General features: G+C 44.4%; 23 protein-coding genes. 11 read left to right on the top strand and 12 right to left on the bottom strand.

Annotated elements, in window-relative coordinates; translation table 11 throughout:
* Window positions 1-66 precede the first annotated feature (66 nt).
* Window positions 67-1,074 carry a GlxA family transcriptional regulator gene (locus ACLVWP_RS17770; RefSeq protein WP_413559000.1) on the top strand — a complete coding sequence of 336 codons (1,008 nt, stop codon included), beginning with the start codon at window positions 67-69 and terminating at the stop codon, window positions 1,072-1,074.
* Between the two features lie 33 nt (window positions 1,075-1,107).
* Here ACLVWP_RS17770 and ACLVWP_RS17765 read toward each other — a convergent pair whose 3' ends face one another.
* The 3 genes from ACLVWP_RS17765 to ACLVWP_RS17755 all read right to left on the bottom strand — a co-directional run bounded on the left by ACLVWP_RS17765 (window position 1,108) and on the right by ACLVWP_RS17755 (window position 3,105).
* A complete protein-coding gene (locus ACLVWP_RS17765; RefSeq protein ID WP_413558999.1) occupies window positions 1,108-1,941 on the bottom strand; it encodes an alpha/beta fold hydrolase in 834 nt (277 codons plus the stop codon).
* Window positions 1,942-2,087: 146 nt separating this feature from the next.
* On the bottom strand, window positions 2,088-2,618 hold the full coding sequence (locus tag ACLVWP_RS17760; protein ID WP_413558998.1) for a carboxymuconolactone decarboxylase family protein: 531 nt from the start codon (window positions 2,616-2,618) through the stop codon (window positions 2,088-2,090).
* Window positions 2,619-2,628: 10 nt separating this feature from the next.
* Window positions 2,629-3,105 carry a peroxiredoxin family protein gene (locus tag ACLVWP_RS17755; protein WP_413558997.1) on the bottom strand — a complete coding sequence of 159 codons (477 nt, stop codon included), beginning with the start codon at window positions 3,103-3,105 and terminating at the stop codon, window positions 2,629-2,631.
* A gap of 102 nt (window positions 3,106-3,207) precedes the next feature.
* Here ACLVWP_RS17755 and ACLVWP_RS17750 point away from each other — a divergent pair, with 102 nt between their 5' ends.
* Entirely contained in the window at window positions 3,208-3,513 is a 306-nt protein-coding gene (locus ACLVWP_RS17750; RefSeq protein WP_413558996.1) for a winged helix-turn-helix transcriptional regulator, read from the top strand.
* A gap of 1 nt (window position 3,514) precedes the next feature.
* Window positions 3,515-3,883 carry a hypothetical protein gene (locus ACLVWP_RS17745; RefSeq protein WP_413558995.1) on the top strand — a complete coding sequence of 123 codons (369 nt, stop codon included), beginning with the start codon at window positions 3,515-3,517 and terminating at the stop codon, window positions 3,881-3,883.
* Window positions 3,884-3,885: 2 nt separating this feature from the next.
* On the opposite strand, the gene ACLVWP_RS17740 is transcribed toward ACLVWP_RS17745, so the two are convergent.
* On the bottom strand, window positions 3,886-4,242 hold the full coding sequence (locus ACLVWP_RS17740) for a hypothetical protein (RefSeq protein WP_413558994.1): 357 nt from the start codon (window positions 4,240-4,242) through the stop codon (window positions 3,886-3,888).
* Between the two features lie 87 nt (window positions 4,243-4,329).
* Here ACLVWP_RS17740 and ACLVWP_RS17735 point away from each other — a divergent pair, with 87 nt between their 5' ends.
* Both ACLVWP_RS17735 and ACLVWP_RS17730 read left to right on the top strand, forming a co-directional pair.
* Window positions 4,330-4,785 carry a hypothetical protein gene (locus tag ACLVWP_RS17735; RefSeq protein WP_413558993.1) on the top strand — a complete coding sequence of 152 codons (456 nt, stop codon included), beginning with the start codon at window positions 4,330-4,332 and terminating at the stop codon, window positions 4,783-4,785.
* A 2-nt stretch (window positions 4,786-4,787) separates the two neighbouring features.
* Window positions 4,788-5,135, top strand: coding sequence for a hypothetical protein (locus ACLVWP_RS17730; RefSeq protein WP_413558992.1), 348 nt, complete (start codon window positions 4,788-4,790; stop codon window positions 5,133-5,135).
* Here the strand turns inward: ACLVWP_RS17730 and ACLVWP_RS17725 are convergent.
* The 3 genes from ACLVWP_RS17725 to ACLVWP_RS17715 are packed head-to-tail and all read right to left on the bottom strand — an operon-like array spanning window position 5,132 to window position 7,213.
* Window positions 5,132-5,683, bottom strand: a complete 552-nt coding sequence (locus ACLVWP_RS17725) for a glutathione peroxidase (protein ID WP_413558991.1) — start codon at window positions 5,681-5,683, stop codon at window positions 5,132-5,134. The genes ACLVWP_RS17730 and ACLVWP_RS17725 overlap by 4 nt on opposite strands.
* Window positions 5,684-5,704: 21 nt before the next feature.
* A complete protein-coding gene (locus ACLVWP_RS17720; protein WP_413558990.1) occupies window positions 5,705-6,295 on the bottom strand; it encodes a YdeI/OmpD-associated family protein in 591 nt (196 codons plus the stop codon).
* Between the two features lie 18 nt (window positions 6,296-6,313).
* Window positions 6,314-7,213, bottom strand: coding sequence for a sigma-70 family RNA polymerase sigma factor (locus ACLVWP_RS17715; RefSeq protein ID WP_413558989.1), 900 nt, complete (start codon window positions 7,211-7,213; stop codon window positions 6,314-6,316).
* Between the two features lie 145 nt (window positions 7,214-7,358).
* Between ACLVWP_RS17715 and ACLVWP_RS17710 the strand changes: the two genes are divergently transcribed.
* A complete protein-coding gene (locus ACLVWP_RS17710; protein ID WP_413558988.1) occupies window positions 7,359-7,712 on the top strand; it encodes a YciI family protein in 354 nt (117 codons plus the stop codon).
* Between the two features lie 7 nt (window positions 7,713-7,719).
* Here ACLVWP_RS17710 and ACLVWP_RS17705 read toward each other — a convergent pair whose 3' ends face one another.
* From ACLVWP_RS17705 to ACLVWP_RS17695, 3 genes are all read right to left on the bottom strand, one after another.
* Entirely contained in the window at window positions 7,720-9,096 is a 1,377-nt protein-coding gene (locus ACLVWP_RS17705; protein WP_413558987.1) for a UdgX family uracil-DNA binding protein, read from the bottom strand.
* A complete protein-coding gene (locus ACLVWP_RS17700; RefSeq protein WP_413558986.1) occupies window positions 9,093-10,364 on the bottom strand; it encodes a putative DNA modification/repair radical SAM protein in 1,272 nt (423 codons plus the stop codon). Before ACLVWP_RS17700 ends, ACLVWP_RS17705 begins: the two co-directional genes overlap by 4 nt.
* Before the next feature lie 72 nt (window positions 10,365-10,436).
* Entirely contained in the window at window positions 10,437-11,816 is a 1,380-nt protein-coding gene (locus tag ACLVWP_RS17695; RefSeq protein WP_413558985.1) for a hypothetical protein, read from the bottom strand.
* A gap of 229 nt (window positions 11,817-12,045) precedes the next feature.
* On the opposite strand from ACLVWP_RS17695, the gene katG reads away from it, so the two are divergent.
* The 5 genes from katG to ACLVWP_RS17670 all read left to right on the top strand — a co-directional run bounded on the left by katG (window position 12,046) and on the right by ACLVWP_RS17670 (window position 17,729).
* On the top strand, window positions 12,046-14,247 hold the full coding sequence (katG, locus tag ACLVWP_RS17690) for a catalase/peroxidase HPI (RefSeq protein WP_413558984.1): 2,202 nt from the start codon (window positions 12,046-12,048) through the stop codon (window positions 14,245-14,247).
* Between the two features lie 214 nt (window positions 14,248-14,461).
* Complete coding sequence (locus ACLVWP_RS17685) at window positions 14,462-14,845, top strand: hypothetical protein (RefSeq protein ID WP_413558983.1); 384 nt, start codon at window positions 14,462-14,464, stop codon at window positions 14,843-14,845.
* Window positions 14,846-15,032: 187 nt separating this feature from the next.
* A complete protein-coding gene (locus ACLVWP_RS17680) occupies window positions 15,033-15,521 on the top strand; it encodes a hypothetical protein (RefSeq protein ID WP_413558982.1) in 489 nt (162 codons plus the stop codon).
* 41 nt (window positions 15,522-15,562) lie between these two features.
* Entirely contained in the window at window positions 15,563-16,771 is a 1,209-nt protein-coding gene (locus ACLVWP_RS17675) for an alginate export family protein (RefSeq protein WP_413558981.1), read from the top strand.
* A 43-nt stretch (window positions 16,772-16,814) separates the two neighbouring features.
* Complete coding sequence (locus tag ACLVWP_RS17670) at window positions 16,815-17,729, top strand: pseudouridine-5'-phosphate glycosidase (RefSeq protein ID WP_413561592.1); 915 nt, start codon at window positions 16,815-16,817, stop codon at window positions 17,727-17,729.
* A 28-nt stretch (window positions 17,730-17,757) separates the two neighbouring features.
* Here the strand turns inward: ACLVWP_RS17670 and ACLVWP_RS17665 are convergent, their stop codons facing one another.
* Both ACLVWP_RS17665 and ACLVWP_RS17660 read right to left on the bottom strand, forming a co-directional pair.
* Complete coding sequence (locus ACLVWP_RS17665) at window positions 17,758-18,237, bottom strand: SRPBCC family protein (protein WP_413558980.1); 480 nt, start codon at window positions 18,235-18,237, stop codon at window positions 17,758-17,760.
* 100 nt (window positions 18,238-18,337) lie between these two features.
* Window positions 18,338-21,373, bottom strand: a complete 3,036-nt coding sequence (locus ACLVWP_RS17660) for an outer membrane lipoprotein-sorting protein (protein ID WP_413558979.1) — start codon at window positions 21,371-21,373, stop codon at window positions 18,338-18,340.
* Window positions 21,374-21,443 lie beyond the last annotated feature (70 nt).

Raw genomic sequence — 21,443 nt, 5'->3', positions numbered from 1 at the left:
AGAATGCTCCTTTTGAGCCCTAATTTGAATTGCCAGAAATGACATAAATAGGTCTATAATTGACATATGCCTAAGAAAGACCTGAAAACCAAATCCAAAGGCCCGACCGAGATCGCAATCCTCCTCTATCAGAACTACCAGCCCTCAGCTGTGTATGGCCTGATGGATCTTTTTGAGATTGCGAACCGCTATATGGCAGATTATCTCCCAGACGAGAACAGATTCATCCGCATTTCTCATTGGAAGATCAAAAATCAAAAGAAGAATGAAATGGAGTGTGTCTTTGACACTCATCCAGAGTTGGGAGCGAATAAACCCTCATTCATTTTGATTCCTCCAAGCTTGAATAAACTTATCACTCCAGAGGCGGCGAGCCCTTGGGCTGAGTGGGTGACGAAACAACACAAAAGTGGAGTGTCCGTCTGTTCGGTATGTTCTGGTGCATTTGTGCTGGGGGAAACAGGACTGCTTAACGGCAGGGGAGCCACGACTCACTGGTTGTTTAAGGAGGAGTTCCAAAATCGTTTTCCAAAGGTAGATCTACAAATCGAAAAGCTAGTAATTGATGACGGTGACGTGATCACCGCTGGTGGCCTGATGGCATGGATTGATCTGGGGCTTAAACTTGTGGATCGTCTTTTCGGTTCCACAGTGATGGTGCAGACGTCGCGCTTTTTGTTGGTCGATCCTCCTGGGCGTGAGCAGCGTTTTTATTCAAGCTTTTCTCCGCAGTTGCATCATGGGGATGAGCAAATCGTAAAAGTGCAGCACTGGTTGCAAGCAACGGGGGCTCAAGGCGTAACGTTGAACTTAATGGCGGATAAGGCCGGGATGGAAGAGCGAACTTTCATTCGCAGATTCAAAAAAGCCACGGGATTGAACCCGACAGAATATTGTCAGCAAGTACGAGTCGCGAAGGCCCGCGAGATGTTAGAATTTACGAATAAGAATATCGAAGAGATCTCTTGGAAAGTCGGCTACGAAGACACCAGTGCCTTCCGTAAAGTTTTTCATAAAGTGATTGGGCTTACCCCAGGGGAGTATCGTACAAAGTTCTCGGTGGCGAGAAGATAGATAAGCGGGGCTTGGTGCCCCGCTCTTACTCAGTTAGTGCTGAATGAATTCGTTGATGTATTTAGCTGAAAGCTCTGGGAACTGATGTTGAGGTCCGTGACCAGTTTGCGCAAAGTACATCATGCTGACAGTTGGGAATTTACCTTTAGCTGTGAACCAGTCTTCGGCGGCAAAGCTAATGTCATTCTCACCCAATAATCCAAGAACTGGAATTTTAGTTTCTTGAAGTTTTTTGTAAGTGCCGTGTTTGTCTTCCACATAGTCACGACTAGTTAACAAGTTATTCCACTGAGCCTCAGTCATAGCGACGTCATTATCAGATTTACGAGCAGCAATGCGGTCGTGAGATTCTTTCGCAGCTTTGACACTCGCAGGATACTCAGGATTAAAGAACAAAACAGTCTCATCATCCAAGTCGTTTACGGCTTTCAAAGCACGCTCAAAGAATACTTTTTGGGGAGGGGCTACATCAGGACCTGGCAAGCGTGTACCAATCATAATCCCGTGAGAAATCATCTCTGGGAATTCAGTCAGTGCCATTTGTGCGATCATACCGCCGTAAGACCATCCACCAATCGCGAATTTTTTAATACCTAAGGCTTCGGCAAGTTCTTTGATCTCAGTCGCCATTTTTAGATTTGAATCAGATTGAGTGCCTTTAGATAATCCAGTGCCAACATAGTCGTAAGTGATCACGCGATTAGTTTTTGCCAAAGCATCTAGGAAAGCTGGATCCCAAGTATCAAGATTTCCTCTAAAACGATTCGCCAAAATGATTGGGTAACCTTGGCCAATAGATCTGTAAGCGATCGAGGGGTTGTTAGAAATATTTGCGTATTCTGTTTTTGCGTTTACTGAAGTGTTCATCTTGTTCTCCTTTAAGATTGTTATCTTCTGATGAGAAAAGAATGCCCCAGAACGCCGTCCGTTTGAATTGTGTAAAATGACATTATTAGTGTCAAAACTGACAAATGGTAAAAGGAGGACATTTGCGTCCTCCTTTTGAAGGAAAATTATCTCAGCGGAACGGAAGGGAAGTCCACTGGAACGCCGAACGCTACGTTTGTGTAGTTCGTAAATGTGTTTAGCGCCACATGGGCCAAGATCTCGGCCATTTCTTCCTCGCTGAAAACGGCTCTAACATCGGCAATGTCTTTTGCATCAACTTGGCCGCGAGTTTTCACCAGTCTTCTTGCGAAATTCAAAGCGGCTTGTGTGCGAGTGTCGTTTGCTTCACCGGCTTGAGCTGCTGCCATTTCTCCCGCTGTCGCTCCGGCTTTCTGTCCCAGCACAGTGTGGGCTGCCAAGCAGTATTCACAGCGATTGATGTCAGCGACTAGGACCGCGATTTTTTCTCCAAGCTTCGCGCCCAGTTTACCTTTGCTCAAAGCTCCGAATGAAGCCCACATGCTTTCTAAAGCTGCGGGTGAGTTACCGATAGCAAGGAACATGTTTGGAACTTTGCCGAATCCTTTTTCAATTTGGTCGAGCATTTTTTTGTGCGAGCCAGTAGTGTCTTGTGGGTTTATTAACGAGATGTTCATAAAGACCTCCTTAGGCCTGTTTGTTGGTTAGAGTTTGTTTGGATAATTCCAAAACAAAGTTAATTAATTGTTCTGTGTCGATGATTCCAAAATGCTGAACGCGAACTTCGCCCTGTTGATCGATGACGATCGTGGTCGGTGTTCCCTGAAGGTCATACGCCTTCATGGTTTCCGGCATCCACTTGCCGTCCTTGTGCTCATCAATGCCCACCGGGAATGGAAGTCGCCATTCTTTGATAAAGACCTTGAGGGCTTCAGGTCCCATCGCGTGGTGATTTTCAAAAACGGTGTGCAGTCCCACGACATCGATGTCATGACCTTTAAGGCGCTCAAACAGCTCGATAGTTTGTGGGATGCCGTGATAAACACATCCAGGACATAGCATCTGAAATGCATGGATCACTTTTACTCTTGGAGCTGTGACATCGAGGTTGTAACCTTCAGTAGTGTTCAGCCATTCTTGTACTTTTAGTGGTAGTGCTTTCATAATCACTCCTTGTTTCGTTTTCCATTATGGGATTTTTCTAAACGATAACAAGTAGTTACAAAGTGGTGCGGTAGGTACTAAACGGTACATCTTGAGGATCTTATGAGCGAAAAAAAATATGACGTGAAGTTTCTAGTCGAGGATATCGTGGGCTGTAAATGGTCCATGTCGATACTTGATATGATCGATAAAGGCATTAATCGCCCAGGCGCGATGGTTCGCGAAAAAGATGGACTAACTACGAAGGTACTTAACGAAAGACTTCGCAAACTTCAGAAGTATGAAATCATCAACAAGATCGAACATCCCGAAGTCCCTCCACGAGTCGAGTACGTGTACACAGATTTCGGAAAGAAATTTTTAGACATCGTTCAAGCTATTCGCAAACTCGAAGACGAGATGAAGTAATATGAGATTCATACAGCAAAACATTTTCTTTATTGATGGAGCAGGCGCTTTTTTAAGTGCGGCGATTATTGGAATTCTTCTACCGAAATTAAACACGGGCATGCCGATAAATGTGTTAGCGGCTTTATCCTCGGTTGCAGTGGTATTCTCGTTGTATTCGCTGTCTTGCTTCCGTTTGAATAGAAAGCCAGGGAAGTGGCTTAAGGGTATCGCCATCGCAAATTTGATTTACTGTGTGAGCACTCTGTCAGTGGTTGTGCTTTTCTTTAGTCAACTAAGTGCACTTGCGATTGCATACTTCATCTTAGAAATCATCGTGATCGCACTACTGGCTTGCTTGGAACTTAAGATCGTCCAGCAAGCCAGCTAGAATTACATCTGAGGCATCGGCAGGCATTCCATAATTTCTACGGCATCTCCCGGAAAGATCGAGAAGTGGGGATGCTCTAGGAACATCTTGGCTGCTTCTTCGTGTGATTCTGCTTGAACGATTGTGTAGGCTGCCATCATGTTTCTGATGTCAGTGATTCCATTCATATCAATCTTCTTTGTTTTCCCAAGTGGCGCACCATCATCCAAAATGGCTTTAGCATATTTCTCGCCCCATTTTGTCCACGCAATCATGGCGTCGTTTTCTTTCTTTTTGCGAGTGGCTTCATCCATCGCATTCCACTGTTTCATTTTATCAGTCGTTCCGGTGCCAGTATAAATTGCTAGGAATCGTTTCATAAAGAACCTCCAACTAAAGTTACATGACTTTGTATTAGGGCACATTTTAGTGCTATTCAATCCTAATGATCCTGATATGCTAATTGTATGGCTGATATCTTGTACATCGTTCTGTTTATAATTGGCGTATTGATCATTTATTTCCGTCCTGTCGCGCGCTTGTTGGGAGTTTCTGCCAACTGGGAAATCGGCGCGGGATCTCTGTGTATCGTTATCTTTGCGATTCACATCATGAACACTTACGTCGTTCAGCGCGAAATCGAAGAGGGTCTATCGCAACAGCCTTGCGGTACATCGAGCCCTCAAGGAATCTGCTACAACTTAGATAAGGAAGTATGTCTGTCGGCATGGAACGGTGCTGATCGTGCTTGCCGCGAGGAAGCGGAACCAATTTTAAAAGAGCGCCCAGGCGCTTTGATCGGTCCCATCGTAAATCGCTGCAAAGCTCGCCGCATGGATAAACCTTTACGCTACAACCGTATCAAGGAAGACAATCCACTTTGTAAAGCGTACTTTCAGTACATCGATGATAAGACGAAGTAGTTATGGAAGATGTTGTTGATAAGTTCAGGGATTTTTTATCAGTCGAACTAAAATCGGCAATTGCAAAAAGAGATAAAGAAGACGTCAGCACAATCCGCGAGATCATGTCAGCTTTGGATAATAGCAGTGCTTGGACTCAAGAGGAAATCGCTAGCCTTAAAGATTCTACGAAAACAGAAGTGCCTCGTAGGAAATTAAACAAGCAAGACATTCAAACTATTATTAGATCCGAAATTGCGATCAGAGAGAATGCCTTGAGAGACTATGAGCGGCTTGGGAATAATACCCAAGCCGACTTAATCAAGAAAAGTATCAGCACTATTAATAGGCTTAGCGCGATGCTATTTTAGCCGATAGCCGTTTCGATAGCTTTTACTAGAGCCGGGTGATCAGGCGTAACATCTGGGTTAAAGCGCGCGATCACTTTGCCATCGCGACCTATCAAAAACTTTTCAAAGTTCCAAAGGATCTCGTGGGCTTTGTCGCGATTGATTCCGTACTCTTTAAGTTTTGTTTCAAAAGCATCGCCGTCAGGGGAAGTAGCTTTTGGCATTGTTTCAACCAAGTATTGGTACAATGGATGAGTGCCATTGCCTTTTACTACGATCTTTTCAAACATCGGAAATTTGATACCGAATTTAGAAGTACAGAACTCTTGGATTTGCGCATTTGATCCAGGCTCTTGAGCGCCAAATTCATTTGCTGGGAAGCCAAGAACTTCAAATCCTTGTGCTTGGTATTTTTGATAAACTTTTTCTAAAGCTTCGTATTGAGGAGTCAAGCCGCATTCAGAAGCTACGTTCACAACCAGCAAGGCTTTGCCTTTATAGTCAGATAGGTTGGCGTTGCTTCCGTTGATACGTTTCATTGAAAAGTCATAGAATGATTTTGAACTCATGTGATTCTCCTTGATGAGATATTACTCGTTAAGTCCCAGGCCTTTAAGGATCTTTGGAATGCACTTTTCAATGCGTGAGAGTCTGGTGGCAGACTGCTTTGCAGATGAAATGTGAATGACATAAAGTCTTTGTCGTCCTGGTGTTAGCTTATCAAAAGCTGCTTTTAATTTTTTGTTCTTACTAAGTGCGGCTTTAAACTCGATAGGAAAACCTGTAATTGGCGCAGGCTTTGTCTTTTCGATTTTAGCGCCCTCGGACTCTAACTTGATAGCTTGCTTAATGAAACCCTTAAGCGCGGTTTTTGCTTTAGTTAAATCAGTTTCCTCGTCGAACTCATAGCGTCGTACGATATTGGAGTTTTCCCCCGGGGCCTTAAGTAATTTCTTTGGATCTTTGATTAGGACACCTTTAAAGAACATGATGGCGCCGTAGTCTTTAAATGCTTGGAACATAACGATGTTATTTCCGTTTAAGGTGTAAGTAGGAAGATTCCACTTAAGTTCTTCGTCCAAACCACATTCGATTGCGAGTTTTCGAAAGAAGACAGCTTCGGTTTTCCATTTCTTAGAGGACTTAATAAAAGTATCCACTTTTGCGTTTGGTTTGCTCATGTTAGTCCTCTTTCTATTCTAAGGCTGTGAAACAATATCGACGTTCAGAGTGTTAAGCTTATCCGGGTCCATGATAATTTCAATAGCCATGATTTTTCCTTCTGCAAACGTAAAGCTAAATACAACAACAGGCTTACCTGCCGGAGCCCAAGTTCCCGCATAGTTACCATTAACCAAGGCCAATTGGGCCGCAGAGGCTTTTCCTTTAAAGGTATTTGCCACAGTTTCAGCACCAGTGAGTTGTGGCTGAAATTGAGGGGCACCTTTATCTTTATTGGCCTGTGAAATTTTGATCGCAGTTGTGTCGGCTCTTAACACGGCGTCTGGATGCAGAAGTCGAATCAAAGCATCAAAATTCCCATCGCGAGAGGCAGCTAAAAATGCAGAGACCATTTCGCGCTCTCGTTCTGAGTTATCTTGAACAGTGGGAGTGCCTTTGATTCTGCGACGAGCTCGGCTTGCGAGCTGTCTGGTGGCGTCTTCGCCGCGATCAATGATGGGACCGATCTCTTCAAACGACACATCAAAGATATCATGTAAGACGAATGCGATTCTTTCAGTCGGTGTTAGCTGATCTAAAATGAGTAGCAATGCAGGACCAACGGAATCAGCAATCATATTTTCAGACTCGGGATTGCCTTTGGTTTCAGGTGTATTTTCATGGGAGGCACTGTCGAGTGATTCTTCACGCTTCGATTTTCTGGATCTCAGCATGTCCAAGCAAACACGCGACACAACGGTGGTTAGCCAACCTTGCAGATTTTCGATTTTTTCAGATTCAGAACGGTTCAATCTGATCCAGGCTTCTTGAACAGCGTCTTCGGCTTCGCCCGTTGAGCCAAGCATTTGATAAGCCACGGCCTTTAAGTGCTTACGGGAATCTTCAAAGTTTTTAGTAAGCCAGTCTTTTTTTTCCATCTGTCTTTCTTTTCCTGTCACAACCGTTTGGGTTCATCCGTCATAGCTATGACGAAGCAAATAGGATCGATGTGACGGGAGCAGGCGCCTTTTCCCATTATATTTTAACTATATGAAATAACGTAGGAATTTATAGGAGTATCAAATGAAATTTATCCTTTTGATCTATCATGGAACGTCCCCATTGCCAGGGACTGATCGTTGGAATGCTCTTTCACAAGATGAGCAAAAGCAGATTTATAAAGACTATGCGGAACTCAGTAAAACGGCAGGCCTAGAACCAGGCTATCCGTTGGGTCTTCCAAACACTGCAAAAACAGTTCAGTTGCGCGACGGTAAAACTGTTGTCAAAGATGGCTCTTATTTACCTGAAGGCTTAGGCGGCTATTCTATTTTTGAAGCAGAAAATATGGAGGCCGCGATCGCTTTAGCATCACGTATTCCTGCGGCTCGTCTTGGTGGAGCGATCGAAGTTCGCGCTGTTGAAAAATATTGGTAATTAGAAATTAAGGATACGGCGATGGGGAGGGAGCGTTTGCTAATAGGAACGCTCTTTCCAAATCACTCTTAAGCTGCGCGCGTTTCTCGATAGCATCGTTTTTGTCAAACGCACGCAGTATTGCGGATGGATGCCAAGAGATAATGATGTTCGGGGCGAAGGAGTTGTTTTGAACGATGCGCTCGCGCGCTTCATTTATTTTTACTAATCGTCCAAGAATTGAAGTCGCGGCCGTGGCGCCGAGAGCAATGATGACTTTCGGTTTAACTGCTGCGATCTCTGCCTCTAGCCAAGGTTTGCAGGCGTGCATGTCGGTGCCGCTTGGTTTTTTATGAATGCGGGCTTTGCCATCTTCACTCGGAGTCCATTTGTAGTGTTTGACGGCGTTGGTGATGTAAGCCGACTCGCGCTTAAGTCCCAGCTCTTTCATGATTTCTGAAAATACTCTGCCTGCAGGTCCCACAAAAGTGTGACCAGCGATATCCTCTTCAGAACCTGGTTGTTCGCCGACGATCATAATCTTAGCATTCAAGGGACCCTCACCAAAAACAGTCTGAGTCGCGTGTTGAGCCCAAGGACAAACAGAGCATTTCTTGGAAAGCTCTTTCATTTTATCGACGGAAATATTTTTTGGAACCTCGGCCCTAACTTGAGGAGCTGTAGCCATCATTTGTAGACGCTGTGGAACTTCTCTAACCAATTCATGAATCAGCGCAGTTTCCGGCATACTTGACCAGTATTTCGGAGACATTTCTTGCTTCATCATTTTTAGATTTAAGCGAGCAGGATTAAAGATCGATTTGTAATAAGTCTTCCAGACTTCGTCAAAGTCATCTTCGTGTTTGAACTCGTGCTCGGCCATTCCTTTAGCATAAGTCAGCTCTTTCAAGTTCCAGTGAGCTGAAGCATCCGGAGAAAATATGGACCATGGCTTATCACTAAAACGGCGCATGAAGAAGGGGGCACCTAATTCCATGATCAAGTGTTCTGTCTTATGCCAAGCGATGTAGCTTTCTTGCCCGTCGATTATGATTTTTTTAAAGCGTACAAAGGCATGCATTTTATGAATGTCTTTGCGAACGGACTTAACCAAGTCCATCGCACGCCTTACATCTGTATCGGTGACGATATTCAGCAGGTGATTGTTTTCGTGGTTAAGGCGATAAACCAGTCTGTACAACAAGTTCCAACGACCCGGATCACGAGCCGCCGCAATCAAAGGAGCGATATCTAAGAATTCTTTAGGGATCACAGGTTTTACGAGTGGCTTTCTTTGCATCACCGCAAATTCAAATGCAGGATTCTCACTCCAAGCGGCTTCCGCTGGAGCAATCCCATCCATGAGTTGTTTGCGAGCTTTCTCGCGCCATTGATTCCAATTCACAGATCACCAGATGCCGCTGAAAACTTCAGATCAAATAGTGAGAGTTGTGTATCGACCGGTTTGATTCGTTCCTTCAAATTATTCGCATCAATCAAAAGTGCATCGGGATTGTGATCAGATGTAACAATGAAGTACTTTGCCCGTTTCAAAGGAATTCTTAATTTTGCGATATCCATCAAAGAGATTTTCTTAAACGGTCGCATTTGCAGAATACGTTCAACGTTCTTGACGCCAAATCCAGGAATACGCAAAAGCTCCTCACGAGTCGCAGTATTCACATTGATCGGGAAAGCATGACGATTGCGAAGCGCCCATGCTGTCTTAGGATCAATATCCAAAGGTAAATTCGGAGTGTCCGTACTCGTAAGTTCTGTCGCATCAAATTTATAAAAACGCACTAACCAGTCAGCTTGGTACAAGCGATTCTCGCGAACCAAAGAAGGCTCTCCGCGAGGCAAGAATGCATCGGCATGAGGAATCGGGCTGTAGGCAGAGTAGTAAACGCGGCGTAAGGAATATTTCTTATAAAGACTTTGCGACTGATTTAGAATCACAGAGTCAGTACTTTCTGTGGCTCCAACGATCATTTGAGTTGTTTGTCCAGCAGGCGCAAACTTCGGAGCTTTAAACGGGGAGCGCTTGAAGTCTTCCTTTGCTTCCTCAACTCGCACGGCAATTTGATTCATCGAAGTTGTGGCTTCTTGAATAGTTTTTGCCGGAGCCAAAAGATTTAAATCTTCCTGAACGGGCATTTCAATATTTGCACTGACCCGGTCTGCCCATTGACCTGCTTTAAGAATCAATTCTTGAGACGATCCTGCGACTACTTTTAAATGAATATATCCTTGGAACTTGTGATCTTGGCGTAAAGAGCGAGCCACTTGAATAAGTTGCTCCATCGTTTCATCAGAACTGCTGATAATGCCCGAGCTTAAAAATAAACCTTCGATATAATTACGGCGATAAAATTCTAAAGTGAGTTGCACGATTTCTTCAGGTAAGAAGCGAGCACGCTTAACATCGCTAGAAACGCGATTCACGCAGTACTTGCAATCAAAGATGCAGAAATTGGTCATCAGGATTTTCAGTAAACTGATGCAACGACCGTCTGGTGCATAGCTATGACAAATGCCCATGCCCTCGACATTTCCCATGCCGCCTTTTTCACGTTTGCGTTGAGAGCCGCTGCTTGAGCAAGAGGCATCGTACTTAGCGGCGTCGGCGAGTATAGAAAGCTTAGATTTTAAATTTTCCCATTGAATTGCCATAGACTTACATATAATTTACATATATATGTAAGTCAACGGCCAGAGATTCTGACTAGACGGAAGCGAGGGGTCCTACCAAATCATCCCGATATTTGCGAACCAAGTTTTCAGAGTATTTTTTGATTCATCCGTATCTTGATAAAGATCACGGTACGAAACTCCGTACGTCAAAGTGCGCTGAGTGAATTGGTTTGCGAACTTCAAACCAACTAGGTAACCACCACCTGATTTTAAATCCATGCCGTCATGATTTGTCGGCAAAGAAATAATAGCATCAGTGATCGCTGCCATTTTAAATTTTTCGCGATTTACAAAATTCCATCTTGCACCCAATTGAACTTGTGGAATGAAGATTGTTTTTACTTCTGCTCCACCAAGCATAGGTTCAACAAAAGGTGTTTGCTCGTAATTTACCAAACCAGCAAGAGTCACAAGGGGATTAAATTTATATTCTGCACCCAATGTGTATTTAGCAATGTACTGAGCATGTCCTTCGATTTCACCAACGTGTTCGTCGTGCTCGATATCCATTTTCTCAACAGCTGCGCCTAAAATTAGTTCGGTTTTATCCGTTAGGTGATAGCCCACTTCAAGTTCAATTCCGTAGTCGATTTCGGAATTCAAAGAGATATCGGAAGATCCATCCTCTGCTTTTCCTTGCAGAGCGAACTTAGAAACCGCGATAGATGTCTTAAACATCCATTTGCTGTGATGAGCGTGGGACTCTTTCGCTGGTTCTTCTTTAACGGGTTCTTTCTTAGCAACTTCTTCAGCAGTAGGTTCTTCTTTGACTTCAGCTGCTTTTTCTTCGACGTGCTCTGTCGGGGCAGCTGTTGTCTCAGGAGCTGGAGGTGGAAGTTCTGGGTGAGGTGCTGCTACTGTAGCTGCAACCGCTACCGGAACTGGCTCTGGAACTTCTGGTTTAACTACAGGAGCGGGTTGGCTTCCCGCAATTTCGTCAGCGATGTCTTTGCGATTCATGTTCGTCCAAGTTGTGACCAGCAATGTATCTGCCTCTGCAGTTGAAAGCGTTGGCTCTTTTTTAAGAACTAACTCTTGCCCTTGGCGGATATTGAATGGTGCTTTGATAGAGTTCCAATCTGCGATGGCTTTCCATTGCTTTTCGTTGCCGTAAAGATCGCGGCTGACCATGTACAAATGTGGAGCACGCGCATTGACGACATAAACGGTTTGATTATCAACTGTGCGGATATCACGTTTGTATGCAGCAGATTTACTTTTTGCGGCTGCAACTTTGGATTTTTTTGGAGCAGCTGGCTCATCATGCACAGCCTTGTGTTCCACTTGCGCAGTTTTTGGCGCAGTGTCTGGCTTTAGCTGAACTTTGAAATCATTGGGCGCCGGTGCCGCGGCTTGAGTTTCAGCAAATGCTGATGAGGTTGAAAGAGTAAGAAGCAACGTCAGGGATGCGGTACTGATTGTGTTTTTCATGACTACTATTCTTACGAAATATCTATAAAAAGGGCAGCGTGTTTACACCGGAGCTAGGCTGAAGTAGGGCTTTAGTTTGAGAACGAAAATGACATAAATACATGTCGATTTGTTGTAATCCTACACGGGGCTAAGATCATTGGTTTTCTAGGTCGAAGTGCAAGGCTATCGTGAACTTCTTAAGTAAAAACCAACTGAAATTTAACTTCTTCTATGAGGAGCGATTGCTATGTCAGAACCAAGAAGTGAGAGTGAAAATCCCGCCATAAAAGCCCCAGAACCAAAAACTGGAATGCGCCCGAGAAACAATCGTGATTGGTGGCCGAATCAGTTAGATCTGTCTGTTCTCCACACGCATTCGTCCCGTTCTAATCCAATGGATAGTAACTTCAAATATTCAGAAGAGTTCAAAAAGCTAGACGTTGAAGCTCTTAAAAAAGACATCTTTGCAGTGATGACGAACTCCCAAGATTGGTGGCCGGCAGATTATGGTCACTATGGTCCTCTTTTTATTCGTATGAGTTGGCATGCCGCTGGAACTTACCGTGTTGAAGACGGTCGAGGTGGCGGTGGCGACGGAGCACAAAGATATGCTCCACTGAACAGTTGGCCCGACAATGCAAACTTAGATAAGGCGCGCAGACTTTTGTGGCCGATCAAACAGAAATACGGTCGTAAAGTTTCCTGGGCAGATCTTTTAGTGTTCGCCGGAAATTGCGCCCTGGAATCGATGGGATTTAAAACCTTTGGTTTTGGTTTCGGCCGAGAAGACGTGTGGGAACCCGTCGAAGTTTTCTGGGGACCTGAAGACACATGGCTCGGGGATGAACGTTACAGTGGAGATCGCGATCTAGCAAATCCGCTGGGTGCCGTACAAATGGGTTTGATTTATGTGAATCCCGAGGGGCCAAATGGCAAACCAGATCCGAAAGCAGCTTCCAAAGATATTCGCGAAACCTTCGCACGTATGGCGATGAACGATGAAGAAACCGTTGCCTTGATTGCCGGAGGGCATACTTTTGGAAAAACCCACGGAGCCGGTGATGCAAAAAAAGTCGGCGCAGAACCTGAAGGTTGCCCTATGCATGCACAAGGTATGGGGTGGAAGAGCTCTTTTAAGTCAGGAAAAGGTGGCGACGCAATCACCAGTGGACTTGAGGGCGCGTGGACTACGACTCCGACAAAATGGTCGAATAACTTTTTTGAGAACCTGCATAACTTTGAATGGGAATTAACTAAGAGTCCCGCTGGAGCTCATCAGTGGAAGCCTACAAATAAAGAAGCGCAGAACACAGTTCCCGATGCTCACGATCCAAGTAAAAAGCATGCGCCGACAATGTTAACGACTGACATTGCGTTAAAGGCCGATAGTGATTACGCGAAAATCTCTAAGCGGTATCATGAAAACCCGAAAGAGTTCGCAGAAGCCTTTGCGAAAGCTTGGTACAAACTGCTTCATCGCGATATGGGGCCGGTTTCTCGTTATTGGGGACCTTGGGTTCCAGAAGCGCAGTTATGGCAAGACCCAGTTCCTAAAGCTGATTACAAAATGATCGATGATCAGGATGTTAAAACTCTTAAAAATAAAATCATGGAAGCAGGAATTAATCCATCTCGTCTGATTGCAACGGCTTGGGGAGCAGCAGCTTCTTATCGTGGAACTGACAGACGTGGTGGAGCGAATGGTGCGCGCATTCGTTTAGAACCACAAAAAGCCTGGACAGTGAATGAGCCACGTAAGCTTGGAGAAACTTTAAAAGCTCTTGAAAAAGTACAAGCAGACTTCAACAAAGGCTCTTCTGGTAAGCAGGTTTCACTGGCGGATTTAATTGTGCTCGGTGGATGTGCGGCAATAGAAGATGCTGCCAAAAAAGCGGGGCAAAATATCACGGTGCCATTTTCACCAGGCCGCACCGATGCTTCACAAGAACAGACAGATGCACACTCATTTGCAGTTCTGGAACCAAAAGCAGATGGATTTAGAAACTACATGGGATCAAAAGCGAAGCTTTCACCAGAGACAATGCTTTTAGATCGCGCGAATCTTTTGAAGCTTACGGCTCCAGAGATGACGGTGTTGTTGGGAGGACTTCGTTCTTTAGATGTTAATCATGATGAAGCTCGCCACGGAGTTTTCACCGATAAGCCGGGAACGTTGAGTAATGATTTCTTTACGAATCTTTTGGATATGAATACCGAATGGAGTGAACCGTCTCGTGCCGGTGTTTACGAAGGCAAAGATCGTAAAACTGGAAAAGCGAAGTGGACTGCCACCGCTGCTGATTTGGTTTTTGGTTATCATGCGCAGTTGCGTGCGATTTCTGAAGTTTATGCCAGTGATGATGGTAAGGATAAGTTCTATAAAGACTTTGTGAATGCTTGGAACAAGGTCATGAATTTAGATCGCTATGACCTGGCTCCAAGGCCCTAGCTTGGAGTGTGAAGATAAATTCACACACATTTCAAAATGTATATCTTGTGGAACAAGCGCCCGAAAGGGCGCTTAACTTATTAAAATGTCTTGAAATTTTTCGAGTGAAATCTGCCGATTTGTCGCTGTTTTCGGTGGAGCTATAATACTCGCCGCCTATTGAAAGACTCTGCCTAATATCAGATTATACGAGCATGCTACGGGAGTCTTTGTGATGAAAACGAATTTGTTATTTGCGTTGGTATTTTTGTTAGCCCATTCGCTTGCATTTGCGAATTCGTGGAAATTCAACTGTTCGGTTGAGGGCGATAAAGATCGTTCGGTTGTCATTAGTCCAAGCAATGACGAATATCCCCTTGAAGCGCTCTTTAAATATAAGGGATCTGTTACCAAACTTGTCGGCGATAAAGACGTTGAACGAGATGAAGAGGGCAACATGGTTGAGATCATTCGCCTTGTCGATCCCGCAAACTATAACAAACAATTGATCCTACAATATACAGAATCCGTTGGCCACAAAGTCTGGGCCGAGAAAATCGATCTTCAAAGCGAAGAGTCCGAATCCTTTCAGTGTAACCTTGAAAGTTTTGATAAGTAATTTTCCCCGCGACTAGCTGTTGGTGTCTCGGCAGCCACCGAGATCTCGGCAAGGGGCCTTGTCGGAATCCCGGCAGAGGTTACCTCAGATCGCATATACTTCATAAGAAGCTTGGTATTCGTTGGTACGGCGGTTGCTTTATTAGAAAGGCATCAAGCCAATTACGGCGAATCACTAAGGGGTTTTTATGAAAAAACAAATCACATCTGCACTAGTTCTTGTTTCAGCTCTTCTTTCAATCACGACTGCTGCCCACGCACAAGGTGGTGTTGCTGATAACTTCGCTTCATCGAATCCGCAAGTAACAAAGGCGGATAATCTAACTTCTCTTCTTACAGTTCTTAATGCTCAAGGTCCTACTGATGGAGATGGCTTGGATTCAGAGGAAGTATCTTCGTACCAAAATGGCAGCGATGACAACTTCAAGTGTAATGATGCCGATTTGAATTCTGAATCGGGATGTGACATTGTGATCATGCCGATGACGGTAAGTCTCTCTAACGTTGTAATTTCAGAGGGCAAAAGATTGGTTATTCAAGGTTGTGACGATGGTATTGAAATCTACCAAGAAGACGTTAAATACATTAAAAGCGCTATTTTAGACAATAGTGGATCCACTCACATCATCAACACGGGTAGGAACTGCCTAGTTAATTTGAGATATATCAACAAATAATAAACTACCAAAATCCAAATATTTGACGAATGATCTAGCGCATGATCATTCGTCTTATTTCATTTGTGGTTTTTCTATCAACTTCTACTATTGCATCGGCGCAGGAACAATCTTCTGCTTCAATCACAGCAGGTGGGTACTTTCGCTGGTCAGAAGAGTGGTTCAATCATCCAAATTTCGGTCGCGGTACCAATGAATCACAAGGATACTTCCTTCAACGTTATCTGGCCCACGTCGAGGTAAAAGATAATGACTCGGGAGTGCGCGGATATCTGCAAGCCAAGTATTCCGAGATCTCAAATAAGTTTGGCAACTTGAGTTCTACCGACCGCGATGACGGAGATATTCATCAAGCATTTTTCGAAAACAAGTATATGCGATTAGGACGTCAAGAATCGCCGGTGGGATCGACGCTTTTAATTGGTGTGCGTGAAGGTCCCAACTCTCGTTTAAGTTTTGATGGTATCAAAGGATTTTTAAAGTCAGATGTGAATGCTGAGTTTTTCCTGGGTCATCCTGTGGATATCTCTTCAGGATTTGTGGATAACCGACATGCCGAAACCATTCTGGCGTACGCTTATTTTAACTCGCTCCTTAAGGCAGAGCCGTCAACGGCAGATGTCTATTTGATTTATTACGATGACTTTACATCCAAGCTTTACACTTTAGGAACTCGCTGGGTTTACAACACAGAGCATTTTAATGTTGATACAGACATTATGCTGCAAGCAGGCCGTTACAATGATGATCTGGATGTGCAAGCTTATGGTGTCGCATCTCGAATGAAAGCCCCTGTGCTTCAGTCAGTTGATGCGACGATGCTCGCAAGTTATATCTCCGGTGATAAGGATGCAAATGATGGTCAGTACAATACTTTCAATGCACTTTTCCCCAGAGGACAATACTATGGCTGGTCAGGGGAGATTGGGCATCCCAATATCATCGCCTTAGTTCCGGGCATTGCTTGGAAAATTTCAGATTCATTAACGTGGGCAGGAAACATCGCTTGGTACTGGCGTGAAAATATCCACGACGGAGTTTATCGTGGCAGCGGCAGTCTACTAAGAGCGGCGACCAACGATAAACGCTTCACCGCAACTCAAGTGAACTCTTCAGGAGAATGGAAGATCGACAAAATGTTCTCGATCTATTTTGAGTACTCCTACACCGCAGCCGGGGATTTCATTAAAGAATCCACCGACTCCGACGACAGTCAGTTCTTTGCCTTGAGAACGGCATTGCGATTCTAAAAGTGCCTGTGATTAAATAGACAAAACAGTTAAGACGGAAATAATTATGAGCATGCAAGTAAAACTAACCGATGAAGTCGCAAACGCCTTAAAAAATGGAAAACCGGTTGTGGCGTTAGAATCCACCATCATTTCTCACGGCATGCCTTATCCACAAAATTTTGAAATGGCATTAGCGGTCGAAGGTAAAGTTCGCGAGCATGGCGCTGTCCCAGCAACCATTGCAATTATCGATGGAGAGTTGCGTGCAGGTCTTAGTGTTAAAGAGATCGAAGCCTTTGCAAAGAAAGGCATGCAAATCACAAAAGTCAGTCGCCGTGATATTCCAGTTATCGTTGCTCAGAAAAAAGACGGTGCAACAACGGTCGCGAGCACGATGATCATCGCGGAACTTGCCGGAATTAAGATCTTTGCAACAGGTGGAATCGGTGGCGTTCATCGTGGAGCCGAAACGACAATGGATATTTCCGCAGATCTTGAAGAGCTTGGCCAAACTAATGTTGCTGTCATCTGCGCCGGGGCAAAGTCTATCTTGGATATCGGTTTGACGTTGGAGTATCTAGAAACCAAAGGTGTTCCGGTCCTTGGCTATCAAACAGCAGATCTTCCAGCGTTTTATACTCGCGAAAGTGGATTTAAAGTCGATGCTAAGATTGATTCAGCGACTGAGATGGCAGCGATCTTAAAATCAAAATGGCAACTAGGTCTTAAAGGCGGAGTGGTTATCGCGAACCCAGTTCCCGAAGCTTACTCCCTTGATTTTAAAGAGATGGAAAAGGTCATTAACAATGCCCTTACCGAAATGAATCAAAAAGGTGTTAAGGGCAAAGATTCAACGCCGTTCCTATTAGGTAAGGTGAAAGAACTTACAGCAGGTAAGAGTCTTGAGACCAATATTCAGCTGGTTCTGAATAACGCCAAAGTCGCTGCCGAAATCGCAGTTGCGATGAGTAAATAAAAGAGCGGAGATTGCTCTCCGCCCTTTTTTAATTTTGCATCAGCTTTTCAAGTTGATCAGCGCAGATACCCCAGCCTTGTACGAAACCCATTTCTTCATGTTTCTTTTTATTGTCTTCGGTGCCGTGCTTTGCGATCGCCGTCAGTTTTACCTTGTCACTACCCATTGGTTCCAAAGTGATAATGGCGGTAAAAACAAGCGAGTCAGCAGATGGCGTTGCGGGTCTGAATTCAGGGAGTAAAGCATCCGTCCACACTAGTTTTTTACCAGGAACTACTTCAAGAATGCAGCCGTCGCCAGGAGGAAAAGTTTCTCCCTCGGGAGATTGCATGGTTGTAGAAAAGATGCCGCCGGGTCTCAGGTCCACTTTTGCAGCGATAACTTTCCATGGTTCTGGGCAGAACCATTTGCAAATAAGCTCCGGAGTTGTCCAACCTTTCCAGGCTTTCTCTGCGCTAATACTCAGAACCTTTTCTAATACTAAATCAAATTTTGGATCGACTGTCATAACGTGCTCCTATTCGGAAGAGTTAAGATAACTTCCAAAAGCTAGCATATTATTCTTCTGACGGCACATTAAGTTGCCGAGGTCGAGGTCAAAGATTTAATCAGTCATCAGATAGCGACTTCGGAGAGAACGCTGAGGCCTTGAGGCCTTGATTGATTTTAAAATCTGTTAATTTGATTTCCGTTCCGCGATTATTCTGCACATTGCGGATTTTAATGTTACCTGCGCGGAATTTTCCGCCAGCTATTTTTTTATAATCACTGAACTCGATCGTTTTTAAAAGTTTAGACTGCTTATCGAAGCACTCAGCCTTTAGAGGTAAGAATTCTTTAGCAGACACGTAACTCACGATTTTTGAGTAGTTCGGAGATGTGCTAGAGACGTCACTTTCTAAAACGTAAACTTTGCTGCCCTTGATCTCGAGCTCTTTTTTTATAGTCGTTGACGCCGATGTATCACGATTGAAATCGAAATCTTCAGTACTAAGCTCAGATCCCAAGATCCCGCCTTTGCTGTTTTCTCCAGTCAGGCGACGAACTTGCTTAGAGGATGGCAAGTAGATCCATTTATCTTCTTTTTCTCCCTTAAGAGTTGCAAGTAAGGCCGTACCTTTTAGGTCGGCTGGCTTTTGCATTCTTACCATCATGGAGTGATCTTTTTTAGCGGGGCTCATACGCCAGATTTGCATTTGGCGTTCTTTGCTGGAGCCATCGGCCTCGATAATTTTTAGCTCAGCGACAAACGATTCATCTTTGGTAGTGATGCGTGAACTCATCTCTTTGCCGATCTGTTCAGCGGTGATACCCGGAGGCACTGCCGCCACAGAGTCATGAGTTGTGAATATAAGAACAAAAGCCAAAATCACTGCGCCTGTTGTTGCCATAACCTTCTCCTTTTTCCACGCTACTGGGCGAAGAAGCCATGGGCAACTTTTCAGCATAGTTGGTAAAAGAATCAAATCACCGACGAGACCTGCGGCCATCGACAACAACATATAAAAGCCAAAGATACGATTCATGGCAAAGTACGATGCCATAAATACCGAGAATCCTGAAAGCAAGACGAGACTAGAGATCAGGCAAGGGTTGCCCTCAAGCCACAGTGTCTTTTCAATATCTAGTTTTTTACTGCGCGTACTAAGTTGCAAAGCACGAAGTCGTTCTAACAGATAAACGGTGTTGTTAAATGCCAAGCCCAGAGCAATAGAGAAAATGATCGCCACACTTGGTTTAATCGGAGTTTCAGAGACTGCTAAGAATCCCAGAAGTGCAGCCGGCGGAACTAGATTTGGAATGCAAGCAACCAGCGACCATCTTAAAGATCGGAAGACAAACATCAGAACGAAAATAATCGCGATCATGGACTGCCAGAATCCAAATATCAGTTCATGGGATAGATCATTATTCAGGTGATGAATCGTTGATCCCATACCGGTGACATTGACCTTCATATCTGGAAATGCTGTCTCAGTTTTTAAACGAATGTCTTCGACCAGGCTGTGCAATTGATTGCCAGGTAAGTCCTGAGTGCGCACTGAAATACGTGCCTTGGAACTCTCTGCACTCAGAAAGTTCTTAAGGGGACTCTCACTCGGCAAAGAGTAAAGGAAAAATATTTCCGCCGTGGAACTTCTGCTCGCAGGAAGTCTTGAATGATTTAAGTTCGCTGCTGCAATAAGATCGGGCAGGCTCACGACACTGCCGACCCCTTGGGTCGCTCTTATATCATTAGAGAGAGTATCCAGCTTCTTTATTAGAACGGGATCATTCCACGCTTCGGCTGGGCCGCTCACTTCAATATCGACAGGAATCATACCGCCGAGTTCACGATCAATAGTTTCTGTAGAAAGCCTAACCTGGTGGTTCTGTGGCAAATCATCAAATAGCTTCGCAGACCATGAGAGTGTTTGGCCTTTGAAAGCCAAACCCAGCGATACAATGATGATTCCCATTGTCCAAAGGCCGCTGCGACGGAATAAGTAAAGACCCCAGCGAGCTTTCGCCCATGCCCAACCACGTGCTTTTGCACCAGGCAAAAACAACATCAACGGAAGCATCAAGACTGAAGTTACAACCCAACCTACGGTAATGGAGATCGCAGCCGTCACACCATAATCCTTAATCAAAGGAACGTTGGTAGTAAGTAAGCTCAAGAATCCAATCATCGTTGTTGTTGAGGCAATGAGGTTCGGTTTCCAAATTGCCTTGAGTGTATTCCTAACAAGTTGCTCGTGGCTTACGTGAGGAAGTGCTTTCTTTTCTTCGGCATACCTTAGAAGCGTATGTATACAGAGAGAAACCACATCAACCGTAGTCAGAATAGGAATCGTCGTCGATAAGACTGAGAACGGAAATCCACCAATAGCCATAATAGCTAAAACTAAGATGTTCGCACAGATGATGATGATGAATGAAATAATCAAAGGAGAGAAATTAGAGAAGACGAGAGACAGCACCACGAAGCAGGCGATGAATCCCAATACCACAAAGTTCTTAAGCTCTTTTTGAAGGAGCGCTGATACATCGGTCTGTACCGCTGGAGTTCCGCCGATTTTTACATCAGCAAATGGCAAAGACGCCGCAGCAGTGACTTCTAGGTTCTGACGTAGAGCTACGATCTCTTTAGAATCCAGGCGATTGATGTTGACGACAACAGAAGCTGTCTTGCCGTCTTTAGATATTAAAGTGGGGGAGATAATCGGATTTGAAAAGCTCTCTGACTTCCATTTGTCTTGGGGAAGACTTTTTAATAGAGGTCCAACGCTAAGACCTGAGTCATTAGTGATCGCACCTTGAACTGTGGCAAGACTGATGGCGCTTCTAGCTCCAGGAAAGTGAGCTACTAACTGAGTCAGTTGTTCAAGATCAGATATACTCTTAGGGTTAAACCAGTCGCCATTATCGTTTTTAACTTTCGCGGTGATAATAAATGGCTGAACCTCAGACAGTTGAAAAGTCTGACGAGTCTTTTCGTCTTCTTTTAAAAGGGCATTATCTTTAGGTAAAAACTGCTTCAGACTATACTGTGTTGTTAAGCGAGGTAGAGCAAACAAGCTAATAAGTGTTATTAGAATCACACCCAGCAAAGAGGCGATGGCCGTGGTTTTCAAAGATATTTTTAAAGACATTCGCTTCATCGCTGAGTCCTTTAACTAAGTTAGCGCCAGATAAATCTATCGGACAAATTTTCTCTCCCTAAAATGTGCT

It is taken from the genome of Bdellovibrio sp. HCB209 (genome assembly GCF_047306065.1).
Lineage (GTDB): Bacteria > Bdellovibrionota > Bdellovibrionia > Bdellovibrionales > Bdellovibrionaceae > Bdellovibrio.
The sequence above is the reverse complement of the archived record's forward strand: the minus strand, read 5'-3'. Positions and strand labels throughout refer to the sequence as shown.